A 14,535-nucleotide genomic window follows, 5' to 3' on the forward strand; every position below is an offset into this window, starting at 1 on the left:
CCCCTTTGCCGACCTCCGCCGCACCTTACGCGACTCTGTCCGCAGCGACGGCGAGATCCTGCGGCTCGGCCACATGAAGCGGCGGCAACGGCCGCGCAAGGTGTTGCTGCTGATCGACGTCTCCGGCTCGATGAAAAGCCGCACCGAGGAGAATATGAAGCTTGCGCATGCGCTGGTGCAGGCCGCGCCCAATGTCGAGGTCTTCACCTTCGGCACGCGGCTGACCCGTGTCACGCGTGCACTGCGTCTGAAACGGCGCGAGCAGGCGCTGAGCGCCGCGGCACATCTGGTCAGCGACTGGGACGGCGGCACCCGGATCGGCGACGCGCTGCAGGCGTTTCTGGCGGTCCCGCGGTTCGGCGGCTACGCCCGCGGCGCCGCTGTGATCATCGTCTCCGACGGGCTCGAGCGCGGCGAGCCGAACGCCCTTCGCGACGCTGTCGCGAAACTATCGCGGCGGGCCTGGCGCCTGAGCTGGCTGACGCCGCTCGCGACAGGCCCCGCGTTCCGTCCGCAGACAGAAGCTCTGGTCGCGATCGAACGCTTCGTCGACGATCTCGTGGACGGCGGGTCGAGCGCATCGATCGTCGCCCACGTCCTGGCACTGGGAAGGAGAGCTGCGTGAACGATATTGTCGACGGCCATCATCACATCTGGCGGCAGGCCGACCTGCCCTGGCTGACCGGCCCCATGCAGCCCCGCATCTTCGGACCGTACGAGCCGATCCGGCGCGACTATCCGATCCAGGAATATCTCGACGATCTCAAGGACAGCGACGTCACCCGTTCCGTCTATGTGCAGACCAATTGGGCGCCTGAGCATTTTGAGGAGGAAGCAGCGTGGGTACAGCGTACCTCCGACGAACATGGCTGGCCGCACGCCATCGTTGCCTACGCCAATTTCGCGGCCGAGGACGTCCGTCCGCAGCTCGACCGCCTCAAGCGTTATCCGCTACTGCGCGGGGTGCGCATGCAGCTGCATTGGCACGAGAACCCGCTCTATCGCTTCGCAGCGCGTCCGGATCTCTGCACCGACCCGACGATCCGTCGCAATGTCGCACGTCTTTCCGATTACGGCTGGAGCTTCGATTTGCAGGTGTTCACGCCGCAGATGCCGGATGCTGCGCAGCTGGCCGAATCCTGTCCCGGCGTACTCTTCATCCTCCAGCATGCCGGCATGCTCGAGGATCTCTCGCCGGCTGGACGGGCGGCCTGGCGCGCCGGGATGGCCCGGCTCGCGAGTTGTCCGAACGTGGTCTCGAAACTGTCCGGGCTCGGCACCTTCATCCATCGCAACGATCCCGCGCATATCGCCGCCGTGCTCACCGATACCGTCGCGATCTTCGGCGCCGAGCGCTGCCTGTTCGGCTCCAATTTTCCGATCGAGAAATTGTGGACCAGTTATCGCGAGCTCGTCGCAGCCTTTCGCGCCGCCGCCGCCCCGTTCAGTGCGGAGCAGCAGGATGCGATCTTCAGGACGACGGCGACGCGCGTCTATCGGCTTTGACAGACAAGAAACGAGACGGGAGGGAAACGAATGGCGCTGGAGATCAAGATCCTGGACTACGGCGATATCGAGCTGGAATCGAGCTTCCTGGTGCTCGGCCGCGACTGCGGCCGCACCCGCCGCGTCCTCACGCTCGGCTTTTTGATCCTCGGTGGCAAATATCCTGTTGTCGTCGACACCGGCTATCGCTCCAACCAGATCATGGAGACGCTGGGCATGCGCGGGCTCCAGTATCATGAGAACATGATCGAGAACCAGCTCGCGCGCCACGGCGTTCGCATGGGCGACGTTCGCTTCGTCTGCCACACGCATTTGCATATCGACCATGCCGGCAAGGACGACCTGTTTCCGATGAACACGACCGTCGTGCTCAACCGCAAGGAGCTCGAATATTCCGTCTCCGGCCTGATGCATCCGCAATATCCCGCGCCAGACATCAAGCACCTGATCGACCGGCTGCATACCAAGAGCGCGCTGCGCTTCCTGGACCTCGAGATCACCGGGCCGATCGAGCTGATGCCCGGCGTCTATTGCGATGCCGCCAACGCGCACACCGAGGGCTCGATGAACATCATCGTCGAGACCGCCGACGGCATCGCCACCATCTGCGGCGACGTGATCTACGACTTCAACGACCAGATCGTCACGCCCTTCCATGAGATCCACGATTGGGAGCCGCGTACCACCGGCAACCATGGCACCACCAAGCGCGCGGAAAAGGCGGCGATCAAAAAGCTGCTGAGCAGCTCGCGCTACCTGCTCCCGGTCCACGACCGTCCCGCCAAGATCGAAGGCGGCAATGTCGTGGGGCGTCTGCACGATCAAGTCCCTGGCCCGATCGTGCAGTCGCTGCCCGAGCGCAACTGGTTCCCGGCTTGACGTTGTCGAGGATCGACCGATGACGCATGTGACGTTGCGAAGCGAGTTCGAAACCCTGATCGACCCCTATGCGCCGGTCGCACAGATCGGCACCGGCTTCGACTTCACGGAAGGGCCGATCTGGCATCCGGTCGATCAGTATCTGCTGTTCTCGGACATGCCGGCCGACGTGCGGCGGCGCTGGGATGCGCGGCGCGGCGTCGTCGAGGTCAAACGCCCGTCGAACAAATGCAACGGCATGACCTATGACGCCGAGCTCAATTTGATCGTCTGCGAGCACGCGACCTCGTCGCTGATCCGCGAACGCCCGGACGGACGGCGCGAGGTGCTGGCCTCGCATTTCGGCGGCCAGGAGCTCAACAGCCCGAACGACGTCTGCGTGCACTCATCCGGCGCAATCTATTTCTCCGATCCATGGTATGGCCGCATGCCGGTCTATGGCGTCGAACGGCCGCGCCAGCTCGGCTTCCAGGGCGTCTACCGCGTCGTGCCGGGCGGCGAGCCGAAGCTCGTGGTCGAGCGCAGCCTGTTCGACCAGCCGAACGGGCTATGCTTCTCGCCGGACGAGAGGCTGCTTTATGTCAACGACACGGTGCAAGCGCTGATCCGCGTGTTCGACGTCAACAGCGACGGCTCGCTGTCCAATGCGCGCGTGTTCGCCAGCGGCATCAAGTCCGAGCTCGAGCCTGGCTTGCCCGACGGCATGAAATGCGATCAGCACGGCAATGTCTGGGTCACCGCCCCCGGCGGCGTCTGGGTCTATTCGCCGCGCGGCGAACTGCTCGGCAAGGTCCGCGTGCCGGAGCTGGTCGCCAACCTCGCCTGGGGCGGGCCGGATTTCCGCACGCTCTATCTCACCTCGACCCATTCGGTATATGCGATCCCGACCCGGGTCGGCCCGCGGCATGAGCCCTATATGAGCGGCAGGCGCACTGGTGGCGGAGCAAGCTCGAGCTCGTCGCCAGCCGCGCCTATTCTGAGCGAGGGCGAGATGCGGCTCGATCCGCAACGCTGCGCCATGATCATTCAGGATCTCCAGAACGACGTCATCATGGACGGCGGGGCTTTCGCCGAGTCGGGCGCGCCGGGTCATGCCAAGCAGCAGCATGTCGTGGAGAATGTGCGGCGCCTCGCGGAGGCCGCGCGCGCCCGCGGCGTCACCATCATCCATGTCTGGTTCGTGGTCGAGCCCGGCGCGCCCGGCGTCACGCTGAACGCTCCGTTGTTCGAGGGCCTGGTCGACAGCAAGGCGATGGTGCGCGGGAGCTGGGGTGCGGCCCCGGTTTCAGGCCTCGAGCCCCGGCCCGGCGATTTCGTGGTCGAGAAGATGCGGATGAGCGCCTGGGAAGGCACGCGGCTGGAGACGATCCTGAAAGCGACCGGCCGCGACATGATCATCAATACCGGCGCCTGGACCAACATGTCGATCGAGCACACGGCGCGGACCGGCGCTGACAAGGGCTATTTCATGATCGTGCCCGAGGATTGCTGCTCGACCATGAATGCCGACTGGCACAATGCCTCGATCAACTTCGCCATGCAGAACGTCGCGGTCGTGACCAGGGCCGATGCCGTGATCAGAGCGCTGGGATGAGCTGTGGCAAAGCTCCTGCACTTGTCCTGCTCGCCGCGCGCGGAGGCCGAATCGACAGCCGGCGCGCGGCTCTTTCTCGATGGCTTCCGCCAGGCCCGGCCGGATTGGGACATTGATGTCGTGGACATCTGGCGTGAACGGATGCCGGAATTCACAGGTCCGATCGTCGAGGCCAAATACGCGCGCATGAAGGCTCAGGTCTTCACCGATGCGCAGCGCGACAGCTTTGCCGAGGCCGAGCGAATGGCGCTGCGCTTCTCGCTCGCCGACCGGGTGCTGATCTCGACCCCGATGTGGAACTTCGGCCTTCCCTACAAGCTCAAGCAGTGGTTCGACATCATCGTCCAGCCCGGTCTCACCTTCCGGTTCGATCCGTCGCAGGGATATCTGCCGCTGCTCAAGGACCGGCCGACGCTGGTGATCATCGCCAGCGGCAGCGATTTTGCCACCGGCATGAACCGCGGCCGTATCGATATGGCAACGCCCTACTTACGGGAGATCCTGCGCTTCATCGGGATCAGCAATGTCCGCTTCGTCCTGATCGGTCCAACCACGGGACCACAAGCGCCGATCGATGCCGCCCGCGAACGGGCCCATCAACGTCTCGCTGCAATGGCCGCGACCTTCTGAAGCGCGATGGCGGCGTGTCGAGCCGGATCAGATCAGGCTCGACTTGCCCCGGCTCAGCACCTGGCCTGCGCCTTTGGCGCCGACGATCCGGCCCTCGCTGCAGACCACCTCTCCCCTCGCGATCGTCGTCACCGGCCATCCCGTAACCTCGAAACCTTCCCAGGGCGTGTAATCCGCGCCGTGATGCAGATCGGCCTGCCGGATCGGCTTCTTCAACTTGGGATCCCAGAGAACGATGTCGGCATCGAAGCCGACGCCGATCGAACCCTTCCGGGGATAGAGACCGTAGATGCGGGCGTGGTTGGTCGCGGTCAGCTCGACGAACTTCTGCAGGGTGATGCGGCCCTTCGAGACGCCTTCGGAGAACAGGATCGGCAGCCGCGTCTCGACGCCGGGGATGCCGTTCGGCACCCAGCGGAACGAGGTACGGGCGTTCGGCGTCAGCTTGCCCTTGGGATCATCGTAGCGGAACGGGCAGTGATCGGACGAGAAGGTCTGGAACACGCCCGACGTAATGCCCTCCCAGATCGCCTCCTGGCTCTCGACATCGCGCGGCGGCGGCGAGCAGACGTATTTCGCGCCCGTAATGTCCATGTTGAGGCCCTTCATGTCGTCGGCCGTCAGCGTGATGTATTGCGGGCAGGTCTCGGCATGAACGGGCAGACCGCGCTGCTGCGCCCAGCGTACCTGCTCCATCGCCTCGCGTCCGGAGACGTGCACGATCATGATGGGAACGCCGATCACCTCGGCATGGCTGATGGCCCGGTGCGTCGCCTCGCGCTCGACCGCCTGCGGCCGCGAGGTGCCGTGATAATACGGCGCGATATGACCTTCGCGCTCCAGCTTGCTGGTCAGGAAACGGATGGCGTCGTAGCCCTCGCAATGGACCATGACCAGCGCCTCCTCGCGGCGCGCGACCTCGAACACTTCGAGCAGCTGCTTGTCGCTGAGCACGAGGTCGTCATAGGTCATGAACACCTTGAACGAGGTGTAGCCGTCCTTGACCAGCGCCGGCAGCTCCTGCCCGAGCACCACGGCAGTCGGATCGGAGATGATGAGATGGAAGGCCGTATCGATGTAGCACTCACCTTCGGCGAGCTTGCGATAGTTCTCGACACAGCTGCGCAGCGAGGTGCCTTTCTCCTGCAGCGCAAAGGGCAGCACCATGGTGTTGCCGCCGGCTGCGGCTGCGCGCGTCGCCGAGGCAAAATCGTCGGCCATCACCACGTCGGGGCCCGAGGGCTGGGAAATATGGACGTGGCTGTCGATGCCGCCCGGCAGCGCCAATAGGCCCAACGCATCGATCTCGCGCGCTGCGCCCGCGATGCTATCGGCGATGCTGACGATGCGGCCGTCGCGAATTCCGATATCAGCGCGAAACTCGTCGCTGGCCGTCACGATGGTGCCGCCGCGGATGGCGAGGTCGAGCTGCGTCACTGATGTCTCCGTCACCTGATATTTGGCATTGTCTGGAAGATCCGTCCCCATTGCGCAAGGGCCGTCACATCGCCGCCGGCGAGGCAGAGGGTCCGCCACAGCGTCACCGCGACCGAATCGAGCACGGCGATATCCAGCTCCCGCTCCAGCGTGGCCGCAAGCGCCGCACCATCGAGATTGGTGCAGAGGATGACGATCGCGTCAGTCCCCTCCGCCGCCACGGCGCGGATCATATCCGTGATCGTCGACGGCGCGACTTCGCCAAAGGAAAAGTTGTCGCGCAAGCCGAGATGCCGCTCGGCATGCGGGGCGATCCCCTCCTCAGCCCAGACGTCGGCAATGCGCCGCTGCACGTCGTCGGTATAGGGCGAGACCAGGCCGACGCGCCTGGCGCCGAGCGCGCAGGCGGCATCGATGCAGGCCAGGGTCGATGTCGTTGCCGGCACATTTGTGCGGGCCGTGATCGCCTCGCACAGGCTGCGGTCGCGGCCGATGCCGAGCCAGCTTGCGGACGTTCCGTTCCAGGCGATCGCGTCGACCTTGGCATCGGCCAGCAGATCTGCCGCCGGCAACATCACCGAGGCATCGAACTGGCTCAGCGCGGCGGCATCGAGCGCGATCTGGGTGACGCGGAAGCGAGAGAAATGCGCGGTGACGCCGGGGGTGCCCGCCAGCATGGCGCTGGTGACGGGCTCGAGCACCGAGTTGGAGGACGGCGTGATCATGCCGAGGCGCTTGCGCATGGCTGACATCGATCACAGTCGCTCCGTTGCCGCAGGGAGCATCAAACGCTCCCTCGAAACGATCATCGGCATCCCCGGCGCCGTGCGCAACCCGCAATTTGCATACTGCATACAATTTGTTCGATATGCATTTGTTTTACGCCACATACGTCGCCTATTTGAGCATCGCGTTCGGCTCGGTATGGCTAGGATGAGTTGCAAGCAGGAAGCCTCGCGTGCAGCAAAAATCCGAAACGAACCCGGCGCGAAAGTCGCCCAAGCTCAAGCGGATGGGCCTGCATGAGCGCGCCGCCGCGCGGATGCGGACGATGATCATTCGCGGCGAGCTTCCGCCGGGCTCGCAGACTCAGGAGACCAAGCTGTCGAAGGAGCTCGGCGTGTCGCGCACCCCCTTGCGCGAGGCGATGAAGGTGCTCGCGGCGGAAGGCTTGATCGAGCTCCGTCCCAACCGCAGCCCGCGCATCGCCGATATCGCGGTCGACGGCATCTCGGAATTGTTCGAGGCGCTCGCCGGAATCGAGCGGCTCGCCGCCGAGCTCGCCGCGGAACGCGCCACCGAGCGCGATCTCGTCCGCCTGCGCACGCTGCAGACCCGGATGGAGGGTCATCACCGCAGCGGCAAGCTCGACGATTATTTCGCGATCAACGGCGAAATCCACAACGCCATCGTCCGCATGGCCCGCAACACCCCGCTGCGCGAGGCGCACGAGACGCTGATCTTCCGCGCCGAGCGTGCGCGCTATCTCGCGCTCGGTGCCGACAGGCGCTGGAGCAATTCGGTCGACGAGCACGCCGACATCCTGGCCGCCCTCGAAGCGCACGACGGCGAAGCGGCCGGCCGCCTGCTCGGCGCGCACGTTGCGCGCACCGGCACGGCGCTGCTGGAAGTTCTCGCCGCCTCTCAGGCCAAGCGGCCGGCGGCATGATCATGAAGCTGCTCCTGCTCAACCCAAATACCAGCACCGAGGTCACGCAGCTGATGCTGGGGGTCGGGCAGCGCGCCGCCTCGGCAGGTACCGAGCTGATCCCCTGCACCGCGGCCCGCGGCGTGCCCTATATCGCCACGCGCACCGAAGCGCAGATCGGCGGCGCCATCGCGCTGGAGATGCTTGCCGAGCAGCACAAAAAGGTCGACGCCGCGATCATCGCGGCCTTCGGCGATCCCGGCCTGTTCGCGGCGCGCGAGACCTTCGACATTCCCGTGATCGGCATGGCGGAAGCCGCGATGCTGACCGCGTGCATGGCCGGGCGCCGCTTTGCCATCGTTACCTTCGCGCAGGCGCTGGGGCCCTGGTACGAGGAATGCGTCCGCGCCCACGGGCTGTGGGAGCGCTGCGCCGGCATCCGCATGCTGGATACGCCGTTTCAGGCGATCTCCGAGGTCGGCACTGAGAAGGAGGACATGCTGGTCGAGCTCGCCCGGCGCGCCATCGTCGAGGACGAGGCCGATGTGCTGATCTTTGCCGGCGCCCCGCTCTCGGGTCTTGCCGAGCGCGTCGCCGACCGGATCCCTGTCCCCGTGGTCGATCAGGTCATAGCTTCAGTGAAGCAAGCCGAGGCGCTGCATGCGCTCCGTTTGCGCAAGGCCGTTGCGGGCACCTTCCGCCGCCCCGCCGCCAAGCCGACCATCGGCCTTGCCGATGCGCTCGCCGCCCGGCTCGAGCACCGCGACAGCTGATCAGAGAGGCGGCCGGCGATGCGAAAAACCCAATTCGTTCTCGAGCACGCGGCCGAAGGCAAACAAGCGGGATTCGCATCCCGGCGGTGCGACGATCTGCATGCCGAAGGGCAGCACATTCTCCCCGCGCGGCACCGGCACGGTCAGCACCGGGAAGCCGACCAGCGACACGATGAAGGTCACGGCGAGATAGTCGATCGGCGTCTCCAGCGCGGCCCCATCCATGGCCGTGACGTCGGCGATTTCATTCGGCCAGGGCAAGACCGACGCAGCCGGCGCGACCAGGAAATCGGCGCGAGTGAACAGCTGGCGAAAGCTGCGGTAGATCGCGGTGCGGCGCCGCTCGGCGTCGAGGTAGTTCTGCGCGGACAGTTTGCCCCGGCTTCGATATTCCAGATCACCGTCGGCGTGAGCTCCGCACGCCGCGTTCTCAGCAACTCGCCGTAAGCGTTGGCGATATGCGCGGCGCGCAAGGTGCGGAAGGTTTCGATCGCCCCGCCGCAATCCGGCGAGGACGGCACGACATCGGCGACACGCGCGAGCGCCTCGCACGCCGCCGCGAAGCGGGCACGAGCCTCGCGCGCAACGGGCGCCACACCGAAATCGGGCGTGACCGCAATCCGGGCACGGTCGGGGACTGGTCGATCATCATCGGTACTGCCGAGCGAGAGCGGATCATGCGGATCGCTTCCGGCGCAGACCGACAACGCGAGTTCGAGATCATCGACACCGCGGGCGAGGAAGCCGTGGGTCGCCAGCATGTCCCAGCCGAGCGGCCGGCGCGGCAATGCAATGCGGCCGGGTGTCGGCCGGATCGAGGCGACACCACAGAAGCTGGCGGGCGTGCGCACCGAGCCGCCGAAATCGGTGCCGTGCGCCAGCGGCACCATGCCGGATGCGACCGCGACGGCAGAGCCGCCGGACGATCCGCCGGAGGTCAGCGCCGGATCGAAGGGGTTGCGTGTCGGCCCGCACAATCTGTTGGTGCAGACCGCGCCGAAGCCGAACTCCGGCGTGTTGGTTTTGCCCAGAATGACCGCGCCGGCACGCCGCAGCCGCGCCACGACGAGATCATCCTCGGCCGGGACGTGATCGCCGAACAGCAGGGATCCGTAAGTCGTCGCAAGTCCCGCAGTGTCAGTGAGGTCCTTGACCGCAATGGGCACGCCGTGCAGCGGGCCCATCGGCGCAGAGGCGGCATCGCACATCTGCGCTGCACGGCGGGCACCATCCGCATCCACCGTCACGAATGCCGCCAATCGGCTGTCGAGGCTCGCCATCCGCGCCAGATGCGCTTCGACGGCCTGGCGGGAGGACACTTCGCGCCTTGCAATGGCGCGCGCGAGCTCTGTCGCCGTGAGGTCGCATATCGATCGAACCGATGTCATCGGGTCACCATGCCAAAACGCTCCGCGAAAAGCGACAGTCGCGGGCACGAGACTTGCTTTCTCCTCTGGGGCAACGGGAGGCAACACCATGGTTGATGCGCCAAGCAGCCGATCGCTTGTCGTCGATGCGGTCACCCACCGGTATCCGAGTGGCGCGCTTGCGGTCGAGAACATCAATCTCGACATCAAGGGCGGCGAGATCATCGCGCTGCTGGGTCCGTCCGGCTGCGGCAAGACAACGCTGCTGCGCATCATCGCCGGCTTCATCGCGCAGACGCAAGGGAGGATCATCATCGGCGACGACATCGTCGATGCGCTGCCGCCGAACAAGCGCGCCGTCGGCGTCGTGTTCCAGAACTACGCGCTGTTTCCGCACCTGTCGATCAGCGAGAACGTCGCCTACGGCCTCGCCGCCCGCGGCATCGACAAGGCCTCACGTCAGCGCGAGGCGCAGCGCCTGCTGGAGCTGGTGCAGCTGCCTGCTATGGCCGAGCGGCTGCCGCGGCAGCTCTCCGGAGGCCAGCAGCAGCGCGTTGCGCTCGCCCGCGCGCTCGCGATCAAGCCGTCGATCCTGCTGCTCGACGAGCCCTTCGCCGCGCTCGACAAGAATCTGCGGCTGGACATGCAGATCGAGGTCAAGCGGCTGCAGCGCGTTTCCGGCATCACCACGCTGATCGTGACGCACGACCAGGAAGAAGCGCTGTCGATGGCCGATCGTGTCGCCGTGCTGAGCCATGGCAAGCTGGAGCAGTTCGGCTCGCCATCGGACGTCTATGACCGTCCGCAGACGCTGTTCGTCAACACCTTCGTCGGCTCCACCAACCGCATGCCCGGCATCGTGGTCTCAGCGGACCGCACGGCAGCGAAGGTGCGCCTCGATGCCGGCGCGGAGATCATCGCGCGTCCCGCGGGCGGTGCGCTCAGCGAGGGAGGCCGCGTCACCGTCTGCATCCGCCCCGAGCACCTGCAATTCGTCGGCGACGAGACCGGCTTTGCCGGCGTCGTTGGCATGTCGCTGCCGCTGGGCGCCACCGTCGTGCACGAGGTCACCACGGCCGATGGCTCCGGCGTCAAGGTTTCTCAGGCGCGCATCGGCGAGACGCGCGCCCTGGAGAGCGGCGCTGCGGTGCGCCTCGCACCGCTCGCCCCATCGCTCGCCAACGCCTTTCCCGCAACGCTTTAGATCCAGTCCTTGTCCAGAGGGGAGTTTGATATGATCATGAATCGCAGAAGCCTGCTGACCACGGCGCTCACGCTCGGGGCCATGAAGGCGTTTCCAGGCCTGAGCTACGCCCAGGCGCGTCCGCTGGTGTTTGCGACCTTCACCGGCAGCTGGGAGGAAGCGCACAAGGCCGTGCTGGTGCCGGCGTTCCGCAAAGCCAATGCGGACGCCGCGATGGTGCTCGATCCCATGCTCTCTGTCGACCAGATCGCCAAGGTCAACGCGGCGAAAGCAAATCCGCCGATCGACGTCATGCTGCACGACCCGGGTCCTGCCCTCGTCGCCGTCGGCCAGGATCTGGTCGAGCCTTATCCGGTCGAGAAGAGCGCCTACTACAAGGACCTGATCGCCGAGGCACAGGAACCGATGGGCCCCGCCCCGTTCTTCCAGGTCGTCGGCCTCACCTACAATCCGGAAGCGGTCAAGACGCCGCCAACGTCATGGGCCGATCTCTGGAAGCCGGAATTCAAGGGCCGCGTCGGCATCACCAACCTCAACTCGACACTCGGCACCGGCTGGCTGGTCGAGATCGCCAAGATGCGCGGCGGCTCGGAGGCCAATGTCGATCCGGGCTTCAAGGCACTGGAGGAGCTCAAGCCCAATCTCGCCGCGGTCGCCGCCAATCCCGGCGCGCTCGCGACCCTGTTCCAGCAGGGCCAGATCGACATCTCGCCCGGCAATTTCAACGCCATCCAGATCCTGAAAGCGCGTGGCGTGCCGGTCGAGTTCGTGGCGCCGAAGGAAGGCGCCATCGCCTTCAAGACCACGATTCACATCGTCAAGAACTCACCGAACCGCGAGCTCGCCTTCAAGCTGATCGAGGCGGCCCTGACGCCGGAGGTGCAGACCACGCTGATGAACCCGCCCTACCTGATCGTGCCGACCAACTCCAAGGTGACGATGGGCGGCGAGATCGCACGTGTGCTGGCCAAGGACACCGCCGAGCTGAAGAAGAAGTTCGTGTTCCAGGACTGGAAGAAGATCAACGAGCAGCGCTCGGCCTGGATCGAACGCTTCAACCGCGAGATCAAGATCTAAAACCTCGAGGTTCAAGCCATGGGCGCAGCGCCGGCAGCACGGGACGTGACGTCCTACGGAATGGGATTGGCAGCGCCGCTGGCGCTGTTCTTCCTGGTCTTCTTCGTCGCGCCGCTGCTGCAATTGTTCTGGCTCTCGCTGCACAACGACACGGCCGGGCTCCATTGGGGGCTCGGCCAGTACCTGCACTTCCTCACCGATCCCTTCAGCCTCGGCGTGCTCGGCTCGACGCTGCTGCTGGGCGCCGAGGTGACGGCCGTCTGCCTCGTGCTCGGCTTTCCCATCGCCTGGCTTTATCAGCGGGTCGGGCCAAAACTTCAGACCGTCATCATCCTGATCGTGCTGCTGCCGCTTCTGACCAGCGTCGTGGTCCGCACTTTCGCCTGGATCGTCATCCTCGGGCGCCAGGGCATCATCAACGCGACGCTGCAATCGCTCGGCCTGATCGATACCCCGCTCAAACTGCTCTACACCCAGTTCGGCGTGGTAATCGCGCTGGCACAGGTGCAGATGCCCTTGATGACGCTGCCGCTGATCACCGCGCTCGGCCGCATCGATCCCAATCTCGACGATGCCTCCTGCTCGCTTGGCGCCGGAAGCTGGCGCACCTTCTTCCGAATCATGCTGCCGCTGTCGTTGCCGGGGGTCATCGCCGGCTGCACGCTGACCTATGCCGCCGCGATCACTGCCTTCATCACCCAGTCGCTGATCGGGGGCGGGCAGATGCTGTTCATGCCAATGTATCTCTACCAGCAGGCTTCGACGCTGCAGAACTGGCCGTTTGCGGCCGCGATCTCGATCATCTTCCTGCTCGCCGTGCTCGCGGTCGTCTCGGTCTTCACCACGCTCGGCCGCATGTCGCGCGGCTATGGAGGCGCATGATGAGCGGCCGCAAGCGCACGCTCGAGGCGATCAGCTTCGAGCTCGTCATGACTGTGATCGCGATGATCGCGCTACTGATCATCATCGCCCCCTCGCTCGTGGTGCTGATCGTCTCCTTTACCAGCGGCTTCTCGCTGCGCTTCCCGCCACCGGGCTATTCGCTGCGCTGGTACGTTGAGCTGTGGAATGCCTGGCAGCTGCACTTCGCCGCCAAGAACAGCCTGATCGTTGCGATGTGGGCGACCGGCCTGTCCGTTACCCTCGGCGTCGCCGCGGCGCTCGCGATCTCGCGCTCGCGGACACTGTCGGCGCGGCTGCTCGATTCGCTCTTCATGTCGCCCCTGGTGCTGCCCGCGCTCGCCTTCGGCCTTGCCGCCCTGATGCTGTTCTCGCTGGTCGGCCTGCCGGTGTCGCCGCTGACGCTGGTGATCGGCCACACCGTGGTCTGCGTGCCCTATGTCGTGCGCAACACGGTCGCAGCGCTGGCCCAGCTCGAGCCGACCCTGCTCGAAAGCTCGGCCGTGCTCGGCGCCAGCCGCCTCTACACGTTCCGCCGCATCGTGCTGCCGCTGATCCGGCCGGGCATCATCGCGGGCGCCTTCATCGCCTTCATGTCGTCCTTCGACAACGTGCCGGTCTCGCTGTTCCTGCGCGATGCCGCCACCGACATGCTGCCGATCCGGATGTGGCAGGATCTCGAAGGCAAGCTGGATGTCACCATCGCAGCCCTCTCGGGCGTGCTGATCATCGCCACCGTCGCGCTGGTCGCGGTGATGGAGCGCGTCACGGGCCTGTCGCGGCGGCTGACCAACTGATCAGGCGCCGCGGAACAGCGAATAGCCCCAGCGCGTGAATTTCAGCGGCAGATGAAAATGCTCATCAACGTTCTTGATGCGAAAGCGGAACGGCGTCACGGTGAGGAAACCGTCGCGCTCGCCAAAGAACTCGCCGAGATGAAACAGCACCTCGTACGCGCCTTCCGTCACACCGGCACCTTGCGCGACGGCATGATCGAGCACGCCGTTGGCGCCGAGCCGCCCGTCGGCGATGCGCTGGGACTCCGGATCGATCCGCCAGATCTCGACGCGCAGCCCCTGCGCCGGACGCCCGCTCGCGACATCGACCGCGTGAATAGAAATACCGCCTGCCACAATGTTCCTCCCATGAGCACGCCGCCATGGTAGACGGAAACACGGCCGCTCGGCCAGCACCCGCGCTGCTGCCGGCCCTGGGCGCGATGACCGCGCTTCAGGCCCTGGTCGCGCTGGCCTTGTTCGCGCCCGGCGTGGTCGCCCCGCGAGCCCATATCGAGGTCTGGCAGCTCTCGATGTTCTCCGCCGCCGTGTTCGCGGTCGGCATCCCCGCCTCGTTCTGGGGCGGCGGCTTCATCGCGCGCCTTGGCTCGCTGCGGATCGCGAGCCTGTGCGCGGCGGCCATCGTCGTCGGCATGGCGCTGGCTTCGCTCGGGACGAGCGCCGCCCTGCTGGCTGCGGGCCTGTGCATCGGCCTCGCTATGGGACCCGAGACGCCGGCGAGCG

General features: G+C 65.9%; 15 protein-coding genes and 2 pseudogenes. 12 read left to right on the forward strand and 5 right to left on the reverse strand.

The window, feature by feature from the left end; genetic code table 11:
- The 5 genes from XF30_RS25650 to XF30_RS25670 form a co-directional block, all read left to right on the forward strand.
- Nucleotides 1–625, forward strand: a 625-nt coding sequence (locus tag XF30_RS25650; protein WP_146207811.1) for a VWA domain-containing protein, incomplete at its 5' end; no start/stop codon positions are given.
- A complete protein-coding gene (locus XF30_RS25655) occupies nucleotides 622–1,506 on the forward strand; it encodes an amidohydrolase family protein (protein ID WP_109144210.1) in 885 nt (294 codons plus the stop codon). The genes XF30_RS25650 and XF30_RS25655, both read left to right, overlap by 4 nt.
- Before the next feature lie 30 nt (nucleotides 1,507–1,536).
- Nucleotides 1,537–2,385: an MBL fold metallo-hydrolase gene (locus XF30_RS25660; RefSeq protein WP_036023756.1), complete on the forward strand. Its 849-nt coding sequence runs from the start codon at nucleotides 1,537–1,539 to the stop codon at nucleotides 2,383–2,385.
- A 19-nt stretch (nucleotides 2,386–2,404) separates the two neighbouring features.
- Nucleotides 2,405–3,979 carry an isochorismatase family protein gene (locus XF30_RS25665; RefSeq protein WP_109144211.1) on the forward strand — a complete coding sequence of 525 codons (1,575 nt, stop codon included), beginning with the start codon at nucleotides 2,405–2,407 and terminating at the stop codon, nucleotides 3,977–3,979.
- 3 nt (nucleotides 3,980–3,982) lie between these two features.
- A complete protein-coding gene (locus tag XF30_RS25670; protein WP_109144212.1) occupies nucleotides 3,983–4,609 on the forward strand; it encodes an FMN-dependent NADH-azoreductase in 627 nt (208 codons plus the stop codon).
- A gap of 27 nt (nucleotides 4,610–4,636) precedes the next feature.
- Here the strand turns inward: XF30_RS25670 and hydA are convergent, their stop codons facing one another.
- Together hydA and XF30_RS25680 are read right to left on the reverse strand one after the other, a co-directional pair.
- Nucleotides 4,637–6,097 (reverse strand): dihydropyrimidinase, encoded by a 1,461-nt coding sequence (gene hydA / locus XF30_RS25675; RefSeq protein WP_109144213.1) that lies wholly within the window; start codon nucleotides 6,095–6,097, stop codon nucleotides 4,637–4,639.
- Nucleotides 6,058–6,798: a maleate cis-trans isomerase family protein gene (locus XF30_RS25680; RefSeq protein WP_036023749.1), complete on the reverse strand. Its 741-nt coding sequence runs from the start codon at nucleotides 6,796–6,798 to the stop codon at nucleotides 6,058–6,060. Before XF30_RS25680 ends, hydA begins: the two co-directional genes overlap by 40 nt.
- A 206-nt stretch (nucleotides 6,799–7,004) precedes the next feature.
- Between XF30_RS25680 and XF30_RS25685 the strand changes: the two genes are divergently transcribed.
- Both XF30_RS25685 and XF30_RS25690 read left to right on the forward strand, forming a co-directional pair.
- Nucleotides 7,005–7,715, forward strand: a complete 711-nt coding sequence (locus tag XF30_RS25685; protein ID WP_109144214.1) for a GntR family transcriptional regulator — start codon at nucleotides 7,005–7,007, stop codon at nucleotides 7,713–7,715.
- A 2-nt stretch (nucleotides 7,716–7,717) separates the two neighbouring features.
- The gene (locus tag XF30_RS25690; protein ID WP_192893247.1) at nucleotides 7,718–8,467 is read left to right on the forward strand and encodes an aspartate/glutamate racemase family protein; all 750 of its coding nucleotides are present in this window, start codon (nucleotides 7,718–7,720) and stop codon (nucleotides 8,465–8,467) included.
- Here XF30_RS25690 and XF30_RS39500 read toward each other — a convergent pair whose 3' ends face one another.
- Nucleotides 8,468–9,019, reverse strand: a complete 552-nt coding sequence (locus XF30_RS39500; protein ID WP_244609111.1) for an amidase family protein — start codon at nucleotides 9,017–9,019, stop codon at nucleotides 8,468–8,470. It lies immediately after the preceding gene.
- 41 nt (nucleotides 9,020–9,060) lie between these two features.
- Nucleotides 9,061–10,059: pseudogene (locus XF30_RS39505) on the reverse strand (amidase); the annotation flags it as partial.
- Here XF30_RS39505 and XF30_RS25700 point away from each other — a divergent pair.
- Genes XF30_RS25700 through XF30_RS25715 form a run of 4 tightly spaced genes read left to right on the forward strand, consistent with a single transcriptional unit; the run spans nucleotide 9,944 to nucleotide 13,812 of the window.
- Entirely contained in the window at nucleotides 9,944–11,038 is a 1,095-nt protein-coding gene (locus XF30_RS25700) for an ABC transporter ATP-binding protein (protein ID WP_109144216.1), read from the forward strand. The pseudogene XF30_RS39505 and the gene XF30_RS25700 sit on opposite strands and share 116 nt — an antisense overlap.
- A 30-nt stretch (nucleotides 11,039–11,068) precedes the next feature.
- The gene (locus XF30_RS25705) at nucleotides 11,069–12,115 is read left to right on the forward strand and encodes an ABC transporter substrate-binding protein (RefSeq protein ID WP_036004961.1); all 1,047 of its coding nucleotides are present in this window, start codon (nucleotides 11,069–11,071) and stop codon (nucleotides 12,113–12,115) included.
- Nucleotides 12,116–12,133: 18 nt separating this feature from the next.
- Nucleotides 12,134–12,997: an ABC transporter permease gene (locus XF30_RS25710; RefSeq protein WP_109144217.1), complete on the forward strand. Its 864-nt coding sequence runs from the start codon at nucleotides 12,134–12,136 to the stop codon at nucleotides 12,995–12,997.
- Complete coding sequence (locus tag XF30_RS25715; protein ID WP_192893449.1) at nucleotides 12,997–13,812, forward strand: ABC transporter permease; 816 nt, start codon at nucleotides 12,997–12,999, stop codon at nucleotides 13,810–13,812. The genes XF30_RS25710 and XF30_RS25715 overlap by 1 nt, the downstream gene beginning before the upstream one ends.
- Here the strand turns inward: XF30_RS25715 and XF30_RS25720 are convergent, their stop codons facing one another.
- Nucleotides 13,813–14,148: a hydroxyisourate hydrolase gene (locus XF30_RS25720; RefSeq protein WP_036004970.1), complete on the reverse strand. Its 336-nt coding sequence runs from the start codon at nucleotides 14,146–14,148 to the stop codon at nucleotides 13,813–13,815.
- A 26-nt stretch (nucleotides 14,149–14,174) separates the two neighbouring features.
- On the opposite strand from XF30_RS25720, the pseudogene XF30_RS25725 reads away from it, so the two are divergent.
- Nucleotides 14,175–14,535, forward strand: a pseudogene (locus XF30_RS25725) (MFS transporter); the annotation flags it as partial.

It is taken from the genome of Bradyrhizobium sp. SUTN9-2 (genome assembly GCF_003122645.1).
Lineage (GTDB): Bacteria > Pseudomonadota > Alphaproteobacteria > Rhizobiales > Xanthobacteraceae > Bradyrhizobium > Bradyrhizobium yuanmingense.